13 protein-coding genes and 3 tRNA genes are annotated in these 14,353 nt (G+C 66.4%); 9 read left to right on the top strand and 7 right to left on the bottom strand.

All coding sequences use genetic code 11. From position 1 onward, the window contains the following. Positions 1-47: 47 nt before the first annotated feature. From IEV99_RS16320 to IEV99_RS16305, 4 genes are all read left to right on the top strand, one after another. Positions 48-2,207: a malate synthase G gene (locus IEV99_RS16320; RefSeq protein WP_188518802.1), complete on the top strand. Its 2,160-nt coding sequence runs from the start codon at positions 48-50 to the stop codon at positions 2,205-2,207. A 96-nt stretch (positions 2,208-2,303) separates the two neighbouring features. Continuing rightward, positions 2,304-2,378: transfer RNA gene (locus IEV99_RS16315), tRNA-Thr, on the top strand. Positions 2,379-2,499: 121 nt separating this feature from the next. Continuing rightward, positions 2,500-3,288, top strand: a complete 789-nt coding sequence (locus IEV99_RS16310; protein ID WP_244643972.1) for a lytic murein transglycosylase — start codon at positions 2,500-2,502, stop codon at positions 3,286-3,288. A gap of 194 nt (positions 3,289-3,482) precedes the next feature. Beyond that, complete coding sequence (locus IEV99_RS16305; RefSeq protein WP_244643897.1) at positions 3,483-3,842, top strand: hypothetical protein; 360 nt, start codon at positions 3,483-3,485, stop codon at positions 3,840-3,842. A gap of 110 nt (positions 3,843-3,952) precedes the next feature. On the opposite strand, the gene IEV99_RS16300 is transcribed toward IEV99_RS16305, so the two are convergent. The 5 genes from IEV99_RS16300 to IEV99_RS16280 all read right to left on the bottom strand — a co-directional run bounded on the left by IEV99_RS16300 (position 3,953) and on the right by IEV99_RS16280 (position 10,498). Beyond that, on the bottom strand, positions 3,953-5,647 hold the full coding sequence (locus tag IEV99_RS16300) for an MFS transporter (protein WP_188518799.1): 1,695 nt from the start codon (positions 5,645-5,647) through the stop codon (positions 3,953-3,955). A 289-nt stretch (positions 5,648-5,936) separates the two neighbouring features. Further along, complete coding sequence (locus IEV99_RS16295) at positions 5,937-6,623, bottom strand: 3'-5' exonuclease (protein WP_188518798.1); 687 nt, start codon at positions 6,621-6,623, stop codon at positions 5,937-5,939. Beyond that, entirely contained in the window at positions 6,620-8,425 is a 1,806-nt protein-coding gene (locus IEV99_RS16290) for a putative nucleotidyltransferase substrate binding domain-containing protein (protein ID WP_188518797.1), read from the bottom strand. Before IEV99_RS16290 ends, IEV99_RS16295 begins: the two co-directional genes overlap by 4 nt. Positions 8,426-8,507: 82 nt before the next feature. Next, a complete protein-coding gene (locus IEV99_RS16285) occupies positions 8,508-10,181 on the bottom strand; it encodes a cation acetate symporter (RefSeq protein ID WP_188519699.1) in 1,674 nt (557 codons plus the stop codon). A gap of 11 nt (positions 10,182-10,192) precedes the next feature. Continuing rightward, the gene (locus IEV99_RS16280) at positions 10,193-10,498 is read right to left on the bottom strand and encodes a DUF485 domain-containing protein (protein ID WP_188518796.1); all 306 of its coding nucleotides are present in this window, start codon (positions 10,496-10,498) and stop codon (positions 10,193-10,195) included. 292 nt (positions 10,499-10,790) lie between these two features. On the opposite strand from IEV99_RS16280, the gene IEV99_RS16275 reads away from it, so the two are divergent. Next, positions 10,791-11,336, top strand: coding sequence for a hypothetical protein (locus tag IEV99_RS16275; RefSeq protein WP_188518795.1), 546 nt, complete (start codon positions 10,791-10,793; stop codon positions 11,334-11,336). 3 nt (positions 11,337-11,339) lie between these two features. On the opposite strand, the gene rlmB is transcribed toward IEV99_RS16275, so the two are convergent. Continuing rightward, positions 11,340-12,377, bottom strand: coding sequence for a 23S rRNA (guanosine(2251)-2'-O)-methyltransferase RlmB (gene rlmB, locus IEV99_RS16270; protein ID WP_188518794.1), 1,038 nt, complete (start codon positions 12,375-12,377; stop codon positions 11,340-11,342). Positions 12,378-12,505: 128 nt separating this feature from the next. Continuing rightward, positions 12,506-12,590: transfer RNA gene (locus IEV99_RS16265), tRNA-Tyr, on the bottom strand. Between the two features lie 209 nt (positions 12,591-12,799). Between IEV99_RS16265 and IEV99_RS16260 the strand changes: the two genes are divergently transcribed. From IEV99_RS16260 to IEV99_RS16245, 4 genes are all read left to right on the top strand, one after another. After that, positions 12,800-12,873 (top strand) — tRNA-Gly (locus IEV99_RS16260). 24 nt (positions 12,874-12,897) lie between these two features. Continuing rightward, positions 12,898-13,296 carry an immunity protein CdiI family protein gene (locus IEV99_RS16255; protein ID WP_188518793.1) on the top strand — a complete coding sequence of 133 codons (399 nt, stop codon included), beginning with the start codon at positions 12,898-12,900 and terminating at the stop codon, positions 13,294-13,296. Positions 13,297-13,395: 99 nt separating this feature from the next. After that, on the top strand, positions 13,396-13,995 hold the full coding sequence (locus IEV99_RS16250; RefSeq protein ID WP_188518792.1) for a hypothetical protein: 600 nt from the start codon (positions 13,396-13,398) through the stop codon (positions 13,993-13,995). A gap of 103 nt (positions 13,996-14,098) precedes the next feature. Beyond that, the coding region (locus IEV99_RS16245) for a GTP-binding protein (RefSeq protein ID WP_244643896.1) at positions 14,099-14,353 on the top strand (255 nt) is incomplete at its 3' end.

Here is a 14,353-nt window from a genome sequence, read left to right as displayed (position 1 = left end):
GCACGGAGCCACGTATTTCCGGCGTATCGCGCCTTCAGGAGAGTTTCATGATCAGCGTCGGCAGTCTTTCGGTCGCGCCCATCCTGCACGATTTCATCGCCCGCGAGGCGCTGCCCGGCACGGGCGTTTCGCCCGAGACGTTCTGGAGCGGGCTTGAGGCGCTGGTGCGCGAATTCGCGCCTCGCAACAAGGCGCTGCTCGAAACGCGTGACCGTTTGCAGGCGCAAATCGACGACTTCCACCGCGCCTGCAAGGGGCAGACAATCGACCCGGACGGCTACCAGTCCTTTCTGCGTGAGATCGGCTACCTGGTCGAGGAGCCTGCCGGCTTCAGCATCGGCACCGGCAATGTCGATGAGGAAATCGGCCACATCGCGGGGCCTCAGCTCGTGGTTCCGGCGTCCAACGCCCGTTACGCGCTGAACGCCGCGAACGCCCGGTGGGGCAGCCTTTATGACGCGCTCTATGGCACGGACGCACTGCCGGAAGACGGCGGTGCCGAGCGCGGCGTCGGGTTCAACCCGAAGCGCGGCGCCAAGGTGGTCGCCAAGGCGCGCGAGATCCTCGACGAAGCCGCGCCGCTGGCCGGGGCCAGCCACGCGGATGCGACTGGTTACGCCGTGAAGGACGGCGCCCTGGCGGTTTCGCTGTCGGATGGCCGCGTCGTCGGGCTGAAGAACGCTGCACAGTTCACCGGCTATCGTGGCGCTGCCGACGCCCTTGATGCGGTACTACTGGCCCATAACGGCCTGCACCTGGAGATTTTGATCGACCGCCGCCACCCGATCGGCAAGACCGACCCGGCCGGCGTCGCCGACGTGATCATGGAGGCGGCCGTCACCACCATCGTCGACCTGGAGGACAGCGTCGCGGCCGTGGATGCGGAGGACAAGGTCGAGGTCTATCGCAATTGGCTCGGCCTGATGAACGGCGACCTCACGGCAACCTTCGCCAAGGGCAAAGGGACGGTGGAGCGCCGGCTCAACCCGGATCGCGTCTACACAGGCCCGAAGGGCGGGACCGTGACCCTGCATGGCCGCAGCCTCATGCTGGTGCGCAATGTCGGCCACCACATGTACACCGACGCCGTGCTCGCCGACGGCGGCGAGATCCCGGAGACCATCCTGGACGCCGCCGTCAGCGTGCTCATCGCCCTGCACGACCTGCGCGGGCAGCACGCCATCCGCAACAGCCGGCGCGGTTCGGTCTACATCGTTAAGCCGAAGATGCACGGGCCGGACGAAGTCGCCTTCGCGGACTCGCTGTTCGGCGCCGTGGAGGACATCTACGGCCTCAAGCGGCACACGCTCAAGATGGGCATCATGGACGAGGAGCGCCGCACCACCGTGAACCTCCGGGCCTGCATCAAGGCGGCGGCCAACCGCGTGGCCTTCATCAACACCGGCTTTCTGGACCGCACAGGCGACGAGATCCACACCTCGATCGAGGCCGGCCCGATGGTGCGCAAGAACGACATGCGCAAGACTGCCTGGCTGCAGGCTTATGAGGACGCCAATGTGGACGCCGGCATCGCGTGCGGGCTGCCCGGACGCGCCCAGATCGGCAAGGGCATGTGGGCGATTCCGGACCGGATGGCCGACATGCTGGCGCAGAAGATCGCCCACCCCAAGGCCGGCGCGAACACCGCCTGGGTGCCGTCGCCCACGGCCGCGACCCTGCACGCGCTGCACTACCACCAAGTGGACGTGGCGCAGCGCCAGAGCGAGCTTGCAGGCCGCAATCGCGCGCCCCTCTCGGACGTGCTGACGATCCCGCTCGCGACGGGCTCGTTCGACGCCGCCGCGATCCAGGAGGAGCTCGACAACAACTGCCAAGGCATCCTCGGCTATGTGGTGCGCTGGATCGACCAGGGCGTCGGCTGCTCCAAGGTGCCGGACGTCCATGACGTGGGCCTGATGGAGGACCGCGCGACGCTGCGAATTTCCTGCCAGCACATCGCCAACTGGCTGCTGCACGGCGTGGTGGACGAGGCGCGGGTGATGGCGACGCTGAAGCGCATGGCCGAGGTGGTCGACCGGCAGAACGCCGGGGACCCGCTCTATCGTCCCATGGCGCCTGCGTTCGAGGGCCCGGCCTTCGCGGCGGCTTGCGACCTCGTGTTCAAGGGACGCGAGCAGCCTAACGGCTACACCGAGTGGGTTCTTCATGCCCGTCGGCGCGAGGCGAAGGCCGCCGCACGCGGCTGACCCGTCGGGCCATGCGGAGCGCCTCGCCGCTTCGCATGGCCCGTTCGCCAATTGGCTGGTTGAACGCGGTCGGGCGGGCTGCTAGGACCGCAGCGGGCCGGATTAGCACAGCGGTAGTGCAGCGGTTTTGTAAACCGAAGGTCGGGGGTTCGATCCCCTCATCCGGCACCATGGCCCCCTGGTCTGGAAACCATTCTCCTTACGTCCTCTTGCGCCTGCGACCGGATTGAACGAACCATTCCGGGTGCGGTTACCGCTTGCCCCCAAGCGGCCAATGGAGATCGACGTGAGCATATTCGCCCCTATCAGGTTCGCGGCCGCGGTTGCGGTCGCCACGCTTCTCGGGACGGCTGGGCCGGCCGCTGCGGCGCAGTGCGGCAATTCGGCCGCCGGCTTTGAAAGCTGGAAGCAGCAATACGCAGCCGAAGCGCGGGCGCGAGGCGCGAGCCCGACGGCGGTCTCGGCTCTGCTTGGGACGACCTACGCCTATGCGACGATCTCGGCCGACCGGGGCCAAAAGAGCTTTCGGCTGACGCTGGACCAGTTCATGGCCAAGCGCGGCGGCTCCACCATCGTGGCGCGCGGGCGCACCCTGAAGCGCTCGCAGGCGGCGCTGTTCGACCAGATCGAGGAACGCTACGGCGTGCCTGCCGGACCGCTGATCGCGATCTGGGGCATGGAAACGGCGTTTGGCACGCAGCGCGGAAACCAGAACACGTTGTCGGCCGTCGCGACCCTTGCTTACGACTGCCGCCGGACGGAGTTCTTCACGGACCAGCTCGATGCGGCGCTGAAGCTCGTCGACCGGGGGCTCATCACGGGCGAAACCCGCGGCTCCATGCATGGCGAGCTCGGCCAGACGCAGTTCATGCCCAAGAGCATCCTGCTCTACGGCGTGGGCGGCAGCCTGGACAACAGCGCCAATGCGTTGATGTCGACGGCCAATTTCCTGAAGGCGCATGGCTGGCGGCGCGGCGCGGGCTATCAGCCCGGCGAGCCGAACTTCGCCGCGATCCAGGGCTGGAACGCCGCGACCGTGTACCAGCAGGCCATCGCCAAGATCGGCGCGCAGATCGATTGAGGCGCGCCCGGCGGCCGTTTGAGGGATCCGGCAGATTTCGGGCCCGCCGCAAACGGCCGCGCTTGCGCCACAATGCAGCCCAAGAGCATTCATGCGGCATTCAGGGCGTGAGCTCTAGATTGCGAGCATCGAATACAGGGTTCGCACGGCGGACTGGGGTAATCACCTCGTTCCGCGGCGTGATGGAGAGTAGAATGACCAAGAACCGTATCGTCCTGGGCGCCATCGCGGCCATCACGATGGGCGCCGGCATCGCGGCCAGCGTGGCCCCGGCCGAAGCTCAGTATCGCTATTACGGCCACCGGGGCGGGTTCAACCCGGGCGCGGCCGCGGCCATCGGCGCGGTTGGCGGCCTGGCGCTCGGCGCGGCCATCGCGGGCTCCCGTCCGGCCTATGGGGCTCCGGTCTATGGCGCGCCCGTGTACGGCGCTCCGGTCTATGGCGCTCGCCCGGTCTACGCCGAGCCCGTGAACGAATGCTACGTCACCCGCCGCCGCGTCTGGGTGCCCGGCTGGGGCTGGGATGTCCGCCGTGAGACGGTATGCGACTACTGAGCTTCGGCGCGTAACGCCCGATACAACAAAGGCCCCGTCGAGAGACGGGGCCTTTTCGTTGGCTTGGATCAGCCGAGGCAGTGGGGCGGCCGAGGCCGCCCGCACGCTCCTCAGATCTTGCTGTCGCCGGCGTAGATGTCCCGGTCCTTGGTCTCCGGCACGAGCAGGAGGCCGAGCACGAAGGTGACCAGCGCGATCACGATCGGGTACCAGAGGCCGTAGTAGATGTCGCCCGTCTGGGCCACCATCGCGAAGGCAGTGGCGGGCAGAAGACCGCCGAACCAGCCGTTGCCGATGTGGTAGGGCAGCGACATCGAGGTGTAGCGGATGCGGGTCGGGAAGAGTTCGACCAGTGCCGCCGCGATCGGGCCGTACACCATCGTCACGTAGACGACGAGGACGAACAGGATCGAGATCACCTTGAAGGGCTGAGGGCGGAAGATGTCGAAGGGGTTCGACATCTTCACGATGCTCGCGTCGCCCGGCTTCGGGTATCCGGCGGCGCCGATAGCGGCCGCCAGGTTCTTGGCGAGGTCAGGCGAAGTCTTTCCATCCGCGTAGACGGCGACGTCGGTGCCGTTGACGTTGATCTTGGCGGGCTGTCCGGCCGGGCCTGCGGTGGTGGTGTACTTCACGGCGCTCTTTGCGAGAGCGTCGCGCGCCACGTCGCAGGACGACGTGAACTTGCGGGTGCCGACCGGATTGAAGAGGTCGCCGCAATCGGCCGGATCAGCCACGACCTGCACCTTGGCGGTCTCGATCGCCTTCTCGAGCATCGGGTTCGCCGCGCCGGTGAGCGCCGTGAACAGCGGGAAGTAGGTAAGGGCGGCGAGCAGGCAGCCGGCGAGGATGATTGGCTTGCGGCCGATCTTGTCCGACAGCCAGCCGAACAGCACGAAGCCGCCGGTGCCCACGAGCAGCGACCAGGCGATCAGCAGGTTCGCCGTGTAGCCGTCGACCTTCAGGATGCTCTGGAGGAAGAACAGCGCGTAGAACTGGCCCGTGTACCAGACGACGCCCTGACCGGCGACGAGGCCGACGAGCGCGATGATCACGAACTTCATGTTGCTCCACTGGCCGAAAGCCTCGGACAGCGGCGCCTTGGAGCCCGTGCCCTCGGCCTTCATCTTCTGGAACGCCGGCGACTCGTTGAGCTGCAGACGGATCCAGACCGAGATGCCGAGCAGCGCGATCGAGAGCAGGAAGGGAATGCGCCAGGCCCACTCGGCGAAGGCCGCCTCGCCCGCGATCGTGCGGGTGAACAGGATGACGATCAGAGACAGGAACAGGCCCAGCGTCGCGGTGGTCTGGATCCACGAGGTGTAGAAGCCGCGGCGGCCCTGCGGGGCGTGCTCGGCCACGTAAGTGGCTGCGCCGCCATATTCGCCGCCGAGCGCGAGGCCCTGCAGCAGGCGCAGCGCGATCAGGATGATCGGGGCCGCGATGCCGATGGACTTCGACCCCGGCAGCAGGCCGACGATGAAGGTCGACAGGCCCATGATCAGGATCGTGACCAGGAAGGTGTATTTGCGGCCGACGAGGTCGCCGACGCGGCCGAACACAAGCGCGCCGAACGGGCGAACGATGAAGCCCGCCGCGAAGGCCAGCAGCGCGAAGATGTTGCGCGTGGCTTCGTCGAACTGGCTGAAGAACTGCGCGCCGATGATGGTGGCGAGCGAACCATAGAGATAGAAATCATACCATTCGAAGACAGTGCCGAGCGAGGACGCAAAGATCACGCGCTTCTCGTCGGATGTCATCGGCCTTACGCGTTCAGCCCCAGCGGGGGCGGCTGCCATCGTCATGCCCAACTCCTTGTCGTTCCTCTGGCCGCGCATGCGACGGGACGTGTTTGCCCGTTCGCCGACCGGGTATCGGCGTCTTTCATGCGCAACATCATCATTTCGAAAACACACGGGCCATCCGGATCGGATCGGCCGCAGTTTCCCCCAAGTCCCTCGTCCATCATCGCAGCGACCCGGGTTTTTGTGAGGGTCGCCATCTTGGGCGTGCGAAAATCCGCATACGCCGATTTCAAACGATACAGGATTCTTCCGCGGGCGGGATTCAACCTTCGTCTAGCGTGGATAATGATCAAACCCCGCCCGGCTGCAGCGGCGCTTTCATCCGGGGCCGTGGGATGCGGGCGCCGCGACGCTTGAGGTCGCGCAGCGCCACATACGCCATCGCAGTCATCAGAGCGTCATTGACGGCGTCATGCTGCGACAGCCGGGGAATGCCGAGATCCGCCAGCATTGCGGCGAACGACAGGTCGACCACGGTTCCGGGCGGCGCGTCGCCATATTTCCGCTCATGATAAAGGCGGGAGACCTCGATACGCTTGTTCGGCAATTCCACGCCGATGAAGCCAAGGACGGCCTTGTTCAACATCGCGATGTCGAACTCGAGGTAGTAGCCGACGAGGGGTCGTCCGCCGATGAAGCGCAGCAGATCCGGCAGCACGTGGTAGATCAACGCGCCCGCCTTCGCCTCGCTCTCTAGCAGGTGGTGGACTTTGATGGCTTCGGGCGCGATGCGGACGTCGGGCCGCACGAGGGCTTCGAAGCGTTCGCTCGCCAGGATGCGCGAGCCGCGGATGCGTATGGCCGCTATCGTGATGATCTCGTCGTGGGCGACGTCGAGTCCTGTGGTCTCGCAGTCGATGGCAACGACTTCGTCGGGGGGACCGGGCCGAAACAGGAAGCGGTAGTTCTGGTCGCCGATCGTGGCCTGGTGGAAGAGCCGCTTGGCGGCCAACCAGGGGTTGGACCATCCGGTCATCCGAACAGGCCCAGGTTGAAGTGGCGCCGCACGATCTCGCGGAACTGCTTCACCACCTGAAAGGCGTCGCGAAGTAGGTCACGCTCCATGGTGGTCAGCGCCGCCGGACGCACCAGCGCCCCCGAGCCGCCCGCCGCCTGCGCGAGTTGCGCATCCAGCCGCAGTCCTGCCAGGAACTGGAATGCATCGACGCATTGGCGCGCAAATGCCGGCTTGAGCATGCCGATCCGCCCCAAATGCATCAGCCGCGCTTCGGTGTTCGTGGCCGGGATGCCCTTCTCGAGCGCGAGCGCGCGCGCGCCGTGCACGAGCGGGAACAAGCCCCCGCGCTTCAGATCGAGCGCGTCGCCGGCGCCCTCGGCAGTGACAAGCTGGTTGAACAGTCCGATCGGGGTTTCGAAGGCGTCGACGGCCTTTGCGAAGCGCGCGAGATAGGCCTGCTCGCCGCGCACTGCGTCCATCAGGGCCGCCTTGGCTTTGGCGAGGAGGGCGGCGTCGCCGGCGACGGCCTCGGCGTCCAGGAAGATGGCCACGTTGAGGTGGGCGTCGGCGTCGGGCAGGGCGATCCAGCGGCGGAAGTCGGCTTCGAAATCGGCAAGAGGCCTAGACCAGAACGGATTGGACACCATCACGGCGCCGGGGCAGGGCGGGAATCCGAAGCGCGCGAGAGTGCCCGAGAACGCGGTCCGAAACGCCGCGAGCTCCGCCTCGTTGACGGGATGCGCCAGAATGAGGCCGTTGTCCTGGTCCGTGCGAACCGTTTGTTCTCCGCGACCCTCGCTGCCCATCACGATCAGGCACCCGGCCTCGCGGATCGAAGCCGGCGCCACCATGGCGAACAGGCTGGCGAACAGGCGGCGGTTCAGGTCAGACACGATCTCGGCGATGACGGACGGCTTCAGGCCCTGCCGCCGCAGGATTCGCACTTGCTCGGCAATCTCAGCCGCCGCGGCCGCGAGGTCGTCCAGGGTGGCGGCTCGATCGATCCGTCCGGCGACGATCTGCGCATTGCCGGCGATGAAGCTGAGGAGGTCGATGTCCTCGACGACGCCCAGGTAGCGTTCGCCGTCATGCACGGCGATGCGGCGCTTGTTGTGCTTGGTCATCAGCAGCAGCGCTTCGTAGACGAAATCGTCCGGGCGCAGCCGCACCACGTCAAAATGGGCGAGCGCCCGCACGGGCGTTTCCAGCGGGAGACGGCCGAGCACCACACCCTTGGACAGGTTCATGCCCGTGATGATGCCGATGCGGTCGCGGTCGCGCACCAGTAGCGTATTGCTGTTGACGTCGCGCATGCGCCGGCCGGCCGCCTCGATGCTCTCGTCGGCCTCGATAAAGGTCGCGGGGTGCATGAACACGTCCGAGAGGCGCCCGCGCATGAGGCTTCCGACGCGCTGGTCCTCGGCTTCGTGCTCCAGCGCGTCGAGCTTGCGCGAGATGTCGAGATAGAAAAACGCGCCGAAGCGCGGGCTGCGCTTGATGAGATCGAGAACTGTTGTTTTCGGGGCAAGCCAGCACAGGGTTTCGTCACGGGCCACGAACGCGTGGCCGCTTTCTCCCTGGACGATTGCGCGGCCGTCGAACGCGTCGCGCGGGCCCAGCAGGGCGACGAGCTCGTCCCCGTCGCGCTCCTCGACGGCGCCCTTGATGATGATAAACAGCGATTCCGACGGGGCATTCTGGGCGATCAAGACTTCGCCCGGCGTGAAATAGCCCACATCCAGAGAGGCCCTGAGGGTCTCGATCTCGCGGAGCTCGAGCCGGTCAAAGGGCGGGTTCGAGGCGTCGAAGGCCTGCGTCATGACTCGCCTCTCCGGGCGCCGCGGTGGAGAGCCCCGCGAAGCGAAAACTCGGGGCGGCGCTGGGCCGCCCCGAGGAGTGACTTCAGTGCGACGCAGCCCCGACAGCGCCGATGCCGGTCTGCGACCGGACGAACTGGGCCGGGAAACCGGCTCGGTCCTGCGCGGCGCGCTTGCTGTTGTCGAGCGTCGAGAACAGCCAGATCCCGCCGAAAGCGAGCGCCATCGAGAACAGCGCCGGGTTGTCGTACGGGAATGGCGCGGACCCCTTCGGGTTGCCGATGGCGGCTTCCCAAACGCCTGGCGAGAGCACGACGCCCACGAGCGCCGAGATCAGGCCGAGAAACCCGCCGATCACCGCGCCGCGGGTGGTCATGCCCTTCCAGAAGATCGACATCACGAGCACCGGGAAGTTGCAGGACGCCGCGATCGCGAAGGCGAGCCCGACCATGAAGGCGACGTTCTGGTTCTCGAACACAATACCGAGGATCACGGCCAGGATGCCGAGGAACACGGTCGAGATCTTGGAGATCCGGATCTCGTCCTGCTCGTTGGCGGCGCCCTCCTTGATCACCGTCGCGTAGAGGTCGTGGCTGATCGCCGAGGCGCCGGCCAGCGTCAACCCCGAGACCACCGCCAGGATCGTCGCGAATGCGACGGCCGAGATGAAGCCCAGGAAGACGTTGCCGCCGACCGCGTTGGCAAGGTGAATGGCGGCCATGTTGGAGCCGCCCTTGATGGCCGCCAACCCGGTCTTCCCGGCTTCGAGGAACTCTGGGTTGGTCGACACCAGCGTGATCGCGCCGAAGCCGATGATGAAGGTGAGGATGTAGAAGTAGCCGATGAAGCCGGTGGCGACGAACACGGATTTGCGGGCCGCCTTGGCGTCCGACACCGTGAAGAAGCGCATCAGGATGTGCGGCAGGCCCGCGGTTCCGAACATCAGCGCCAGTCCCAGCGAAATCGCCGAGAGCGGGTTCGAGATGAGCGACCCCGGCTCCATGATGGCGATCTTCTTGGGATGCACCTCGACGGCCTTGCTGAACAGGGCCTCCGGATTGAAGCCGAACTTGGCCAGCACCATCATGGCCATGAAGGACGCGCCTGCAAGCAGCAGGCAGGCCTTGATAATCTGCACCCAGGTTGTCGCCACCATGCCGCCGAAGGTCACGTAGACGATCATCAGACCGCCCACCACGAGCACTGCCATCCAGTAGTCGAGGCCGAACAGAAGTTGAATCAACTTACCCGCGCCAACCATCTGGGCGATCAGGTAAAACGCCACCGTCACGAGCGTTCCGCAGGCCGCGAGCACGCGAATTGGCGTCTGCGCGAAGCGGAACGACGCCACGTCCGCGAAGGTGAATTTGCCGAGGTTGCGAAGCTGCTCGGCGATCAGGAAGGTCACGATCGGCCAGCCGACGAGCCAGCCCACCGAGTAGATCAGGCCATCATAGCCAGACAGGTAGACAAGGCCCGAGATGCCCAGGAACGAGGCGGCCGACATGTAGTCGCCCGCGATTGCGAGGCCGTTCTGGAAGCCCGTGATCCCGCCGCCGGCGGTATAGAACTGCGCGGCGGAACGGGTCTGCTTCGCGGCCCAATAGGTGATGCCGAGCGTCAACAGCACGAAGGCCAGGAACATGCCGATGGCGGCAATATTGAGTTCCTGTTTGGAGCCGCCGTCGATGGCGCCGGCCGCATGGGCGAGCGTCGACGAAAGCGCGACGAGGAGGCCGGCCGCGCCGGCGCGGAAGATGCTGGCGGTTTTCACTTGGCGTCCTCCACGATCTTGCGGACCAGCACGTCGTACTCGGCATTGGCGCGGGCGACATAAACGCCCGTGAGCACGAAGGCCGAGATGATCACCAACAGGCCGACCGGAATGCCGACCGTCATCACGCCGGTTCCGAGCGGGATGCCCAGGACCTTGGGGGCGTAGCCGACCAGCAGGATGAAGCCGAAATAGATCACCAGCATTGCGGCCGACAGCGACCATCCGAAGGACGAGCGCTTGCGAACAAGCTCTTGGTAGCTCGGGTTTTTCTCGATTGTCTCGTAACTGGCAGTCGCCATGGTCCACCCCCGTCTTGTGCTGGCCTCGCGGGAGTGCCGGCACAGGGGAGCCCAGGCGCGAATGAGCGTTCGCGCTGCAAGCCGACCTGTGATGTGCATTCCCCCGATATAGTTTGTTAATAGCTCAGACAGGCCGCCGAGATGAGCCGGTCTTTGGTCTTGCGACTATCGGCGAGGGGCGGCGGAAGAAGCCAAGGTCCGCCTAAATGCTGTGCCGAACTGGGCTGGGAACCTGGGACTTTTCATCATACTTTGTTAACCGGATGCGGTTGTTGCGTTTCAGGAGTTCGGCATGCGTGCGCCCGGTATGATCCTTGCCGCGTCTCTTCTCTGCCTTTCGGCGCTCCCTGGCTTGGCGGCCTCGCCGGGCTCGCACGGGGGTGGATCCCACTGGCGCGGCCAAGCGCCGCGCGCCCATGTCGCCATGTGGCGGAATCACGGCTTCGCGGGCCGGCACGGCGTGGTCCGCCATGGTGTGGTCCGCCATGGATGGAAACACGGCGACCGGCGCTTTGGACGGGGCGACATCTGGGCGCCATCCCTGGTGTACCGGGACACGGGCGCGGTTTACGCGACGCCGGCGGACGAACCTGCTCCTGTGTGGCGGCTGCCGACCCGCGCCGACCTCCCCACGCGCGCCGACCTGCCGCAGGTGGGCGCGTTTGTGGGAAGTCCGGCGTTTCCGCCGGAGCTTTACGTGATCAACGACGAAACGCATGGCCGATCCGGCAAGCCGGGCGGGGCGCGCGTCTATGGAACGGCCAGGGTCGCGGAGCTTGGCGACGGCTTCACGTCACCGGCCGGCGCTGCCAGGATCATCAACCTTAAGGCGCGCTGACGCTCATGCCTTCGGTTCGAGCGCCTTGCCGATGGCGTAGAGCGCCACGGCCGCGGCGTTCGAGACGTTGAGGCTCTTGATCGCGCCCGGCATGTCGAGCCGGGCGAGCACGTCGCAGCGCTCGCGCGTGAGGCGGCGCAGCCCCTTGCCCTCGGCGCCGAGCACCAGGGCGATTGGTCGCGACGCCACCGATTTTTCCAGAATGTCCGGCCCTTCCGAATCGAGGCCCACACGCCAGAAGCCGCGATCGCCCAACACGGTGAGCGCCTGCGCGAGATTGCCGACGGTGACGATCGGAACGTGCTCCAGCGCGCCGGAGGCGGTCTTGGCCAAAACGCCGGTGGCCTCCGGGCTGTGCCGGTCGGTCATCACGATGGCGGCCGCCCCGAACGCGGCGGCGCTGCGCAGGATGGCGCCGACATTGTGGGGATCGGTAACCTGGTCGAGCACCAGGACGAGCGCATCGTCCGGGATGTCGTAGAGATCCAGGCCCGCAAACGGCTCCACATCGGCGGCGACGCCCTGGTGCACGGCGTCCGCGCCGACCATGCGGTCGATCTGCTCGGCGCGCACCAGAGTGGGCGCCACGCGCGGGTTCGGGACCATCTCGGCGAGACGGTTGCCGGCGTTCTCGGTGACGTAGAGCGTGTGGATCTTGCGCCGGGGGTTGTTCAGCGCTTCGGCAACGCTGTGAAACCCGTAAAGGCGCAAGCGGCCATGCGGCACGGGCTCGCGCTCCGGGCCACGCGATTCGTCGCGCCTCTGGTCGCGCCGGGGCGCTGCATCTCGGGCAGGGCCACGATCATGCTCGGCGGGCGAGGCGCCCGGAAAGCTGCGTGACTTGGATCGGAGGGGGCGCGTCTCGAACCGACGCGGCTCCTGGTCGGCGCGACCGGGATCCCAGCCGCCCTGGCTACCGGAGCTGTCGGGCCGGTCCTGCCGCGGCCCGCGCTCGCCTGCGCCGCCCTGGCGGGGGCCGCCCGCCGCTCCGCGCGGTCCGCCCGGATTGCCTGGCCGTCCGCCTGATCCCTGCTTCGCCATTGCGTCCAACTCCTGTGGGCTTGCGTGTCGCATGGCCAGCCCGCCGGCGCAAACGGGCTCCGACGCCGAAAACGCAAAAGGCCAGCTCGGAGGAGCTGGCCTTTGAACGCGCCTGACGGCGGAATAAGTGGTGGGGGAAGTAGGACTCGAACCTACGAAGGCTTAGCCAGCGGATTTACAGTCCGCCCCCTTTGCCGCTCGGGACATTCCCCCACGTCCGATCCTTGGGAAGCGGGGAACGCTGCACAGGGACGCGGTTTCGAAGACGCCGCCCGGGGCGTCTCCGCGGGGGGTCTTATGGTGACCGGGCGCCGCCCTGTCAACTCGGAAAACGTCCGGCTGCCGCCGCAGGGGCCATTCCGCCTCTCCGCGCGGGGCCTCGCTTGCCAAGCCGGGCGAGTCGCGGCATATCTCCGCCGCGGGCGGGTATAGCTCAATGGTAGAGCAGCAGCCTTCCAAGCTGAATACGAGGGTTCGATTCCCTCTACCCGCTCCAGTTTCCCCAAATCCGTGAATCGCCATGAACGATGTCGGGCCAGAGCATTTCCGGACCACCGCTGGCGGCTTTTGCGTGCGCGTCATGGGCGCGTATGGATCGGAGGGCGTCTGGACGGCCGAGGGGCAGGAAGCGCTGGTCGAGGATCTGCCAATCGACCGGGCGTTGGCCGACCGCCTCGCCGACTGGCAGGAAGCTTTCGATTCGGTCGACGATCAGATCGACGACGGCGACATCCCCGCCGAGATAGCCGCAACCGCATGGGCCGCCCTCGCCGAGGAGGGGCTCCTGATCGCGCGGTCGATCAAGCGCGCATTGCCGGAATGGACCGTGCTGTATGTGGATCCTGCGCTGGCGCTCGAGGAAGGCGCCGAGGCGGCCGCCGCGGAAATCGACGCCAGTGAGGTTGCTCGCGGCGTCTAGGCCATTGCTGGGACAAAGCTTCAGTTTGCAACTACCGGTTTATGGCCTGATTGGAGCGGCTCGCTCAGGCTGTTCGACATTCTGTCGAGAGATCCTGCCATGATCGGCCGTTTTGCAATCATTCTTTCCCTGGTCTTTGGGCTGGCGGCTTGCGCTTCCGTTCCGCCGGCCAACGTCCCGTTCGATCGCATCGCCGCACTCAGGCTAGCGAACGTCAGCGTCGAGTTCGCAGCGCCCGTGACATCATGGCCGGCTGCCGAAACTCGCTTTCTGGCAGGCGGCGTCGACCCTCAGGTGGCGGAAAAGCTGAAAGGGACGTCGGCGGCCCGCGTTCCGGAAGCGCAACCCTTTCTCCAGGCGCAAGCGACCGAACTCGTCGCGCGTGAGGTGCGCGCCAACGCGGCCTTGATCATGACCGGCGCTACTCCGGCCACGATCGTGGTCAGGGTCACATTATTTGACGTTCCATCGATGATGCGACGCGTGCTGGTGGATCAGCAAGCCAAGTTCCAGGCGTCGATCGACCTTATTGGTGCCGACGGCAAGCTCATCGCGTCCTATCCGGGGAAGGTGCAGACCGCCATGATGGTGGGCGGCGTGTTGGCCGGAGTGGCGGACAGCATCCAGCCTTACGACGCCGCCCAGGTGCTTGTTTCGGATTACGTCCGCGCGTGGCGGAGCTGGCTGACGCGCAGCTAGGCGCAAGGCGACCCTTGCGCTTCCTGACGAAACCGCCTATCTCGCGCCCGTTTGCTAAACCCTTGCCGGCGCACGTCCGGCTGTCGAGGACTGGGACACGGCCATGGCCAAGGAAAAATTCGCGCGGACGAAGCCGCACTGCAACATCGGCACGATTGGTCACGTCGACCACGGCAAGACGTCGCTGACGGCGGCGATCACCAAGGTTCTGGCCGAGACGGGCGGCGCCACGTTCACGGCGTATGACCAGATCGACAAGGCGCCGGAAGAGAAGGCGCGCGGCATCACGATCTCGACCGCGCATGTGGAGTACGAGACCACGGCGCGCCACTACGCGCATGTGGATTGCCCCGGCCAC

It is taken from the genome of Alsobacter metallidurans (genome assembly GCF_014636935.1).
GTDB classification, from domain to species: Bacteria; Pseudomonadota; Alphaproteobacteria; order Rhizobiales; family Beijerinckiaceae; genus Alsobacter; species Alsobacter metallidurans.
This window is presented reverse-complemented; position numbering and strand designations above follow the sequence as displayed.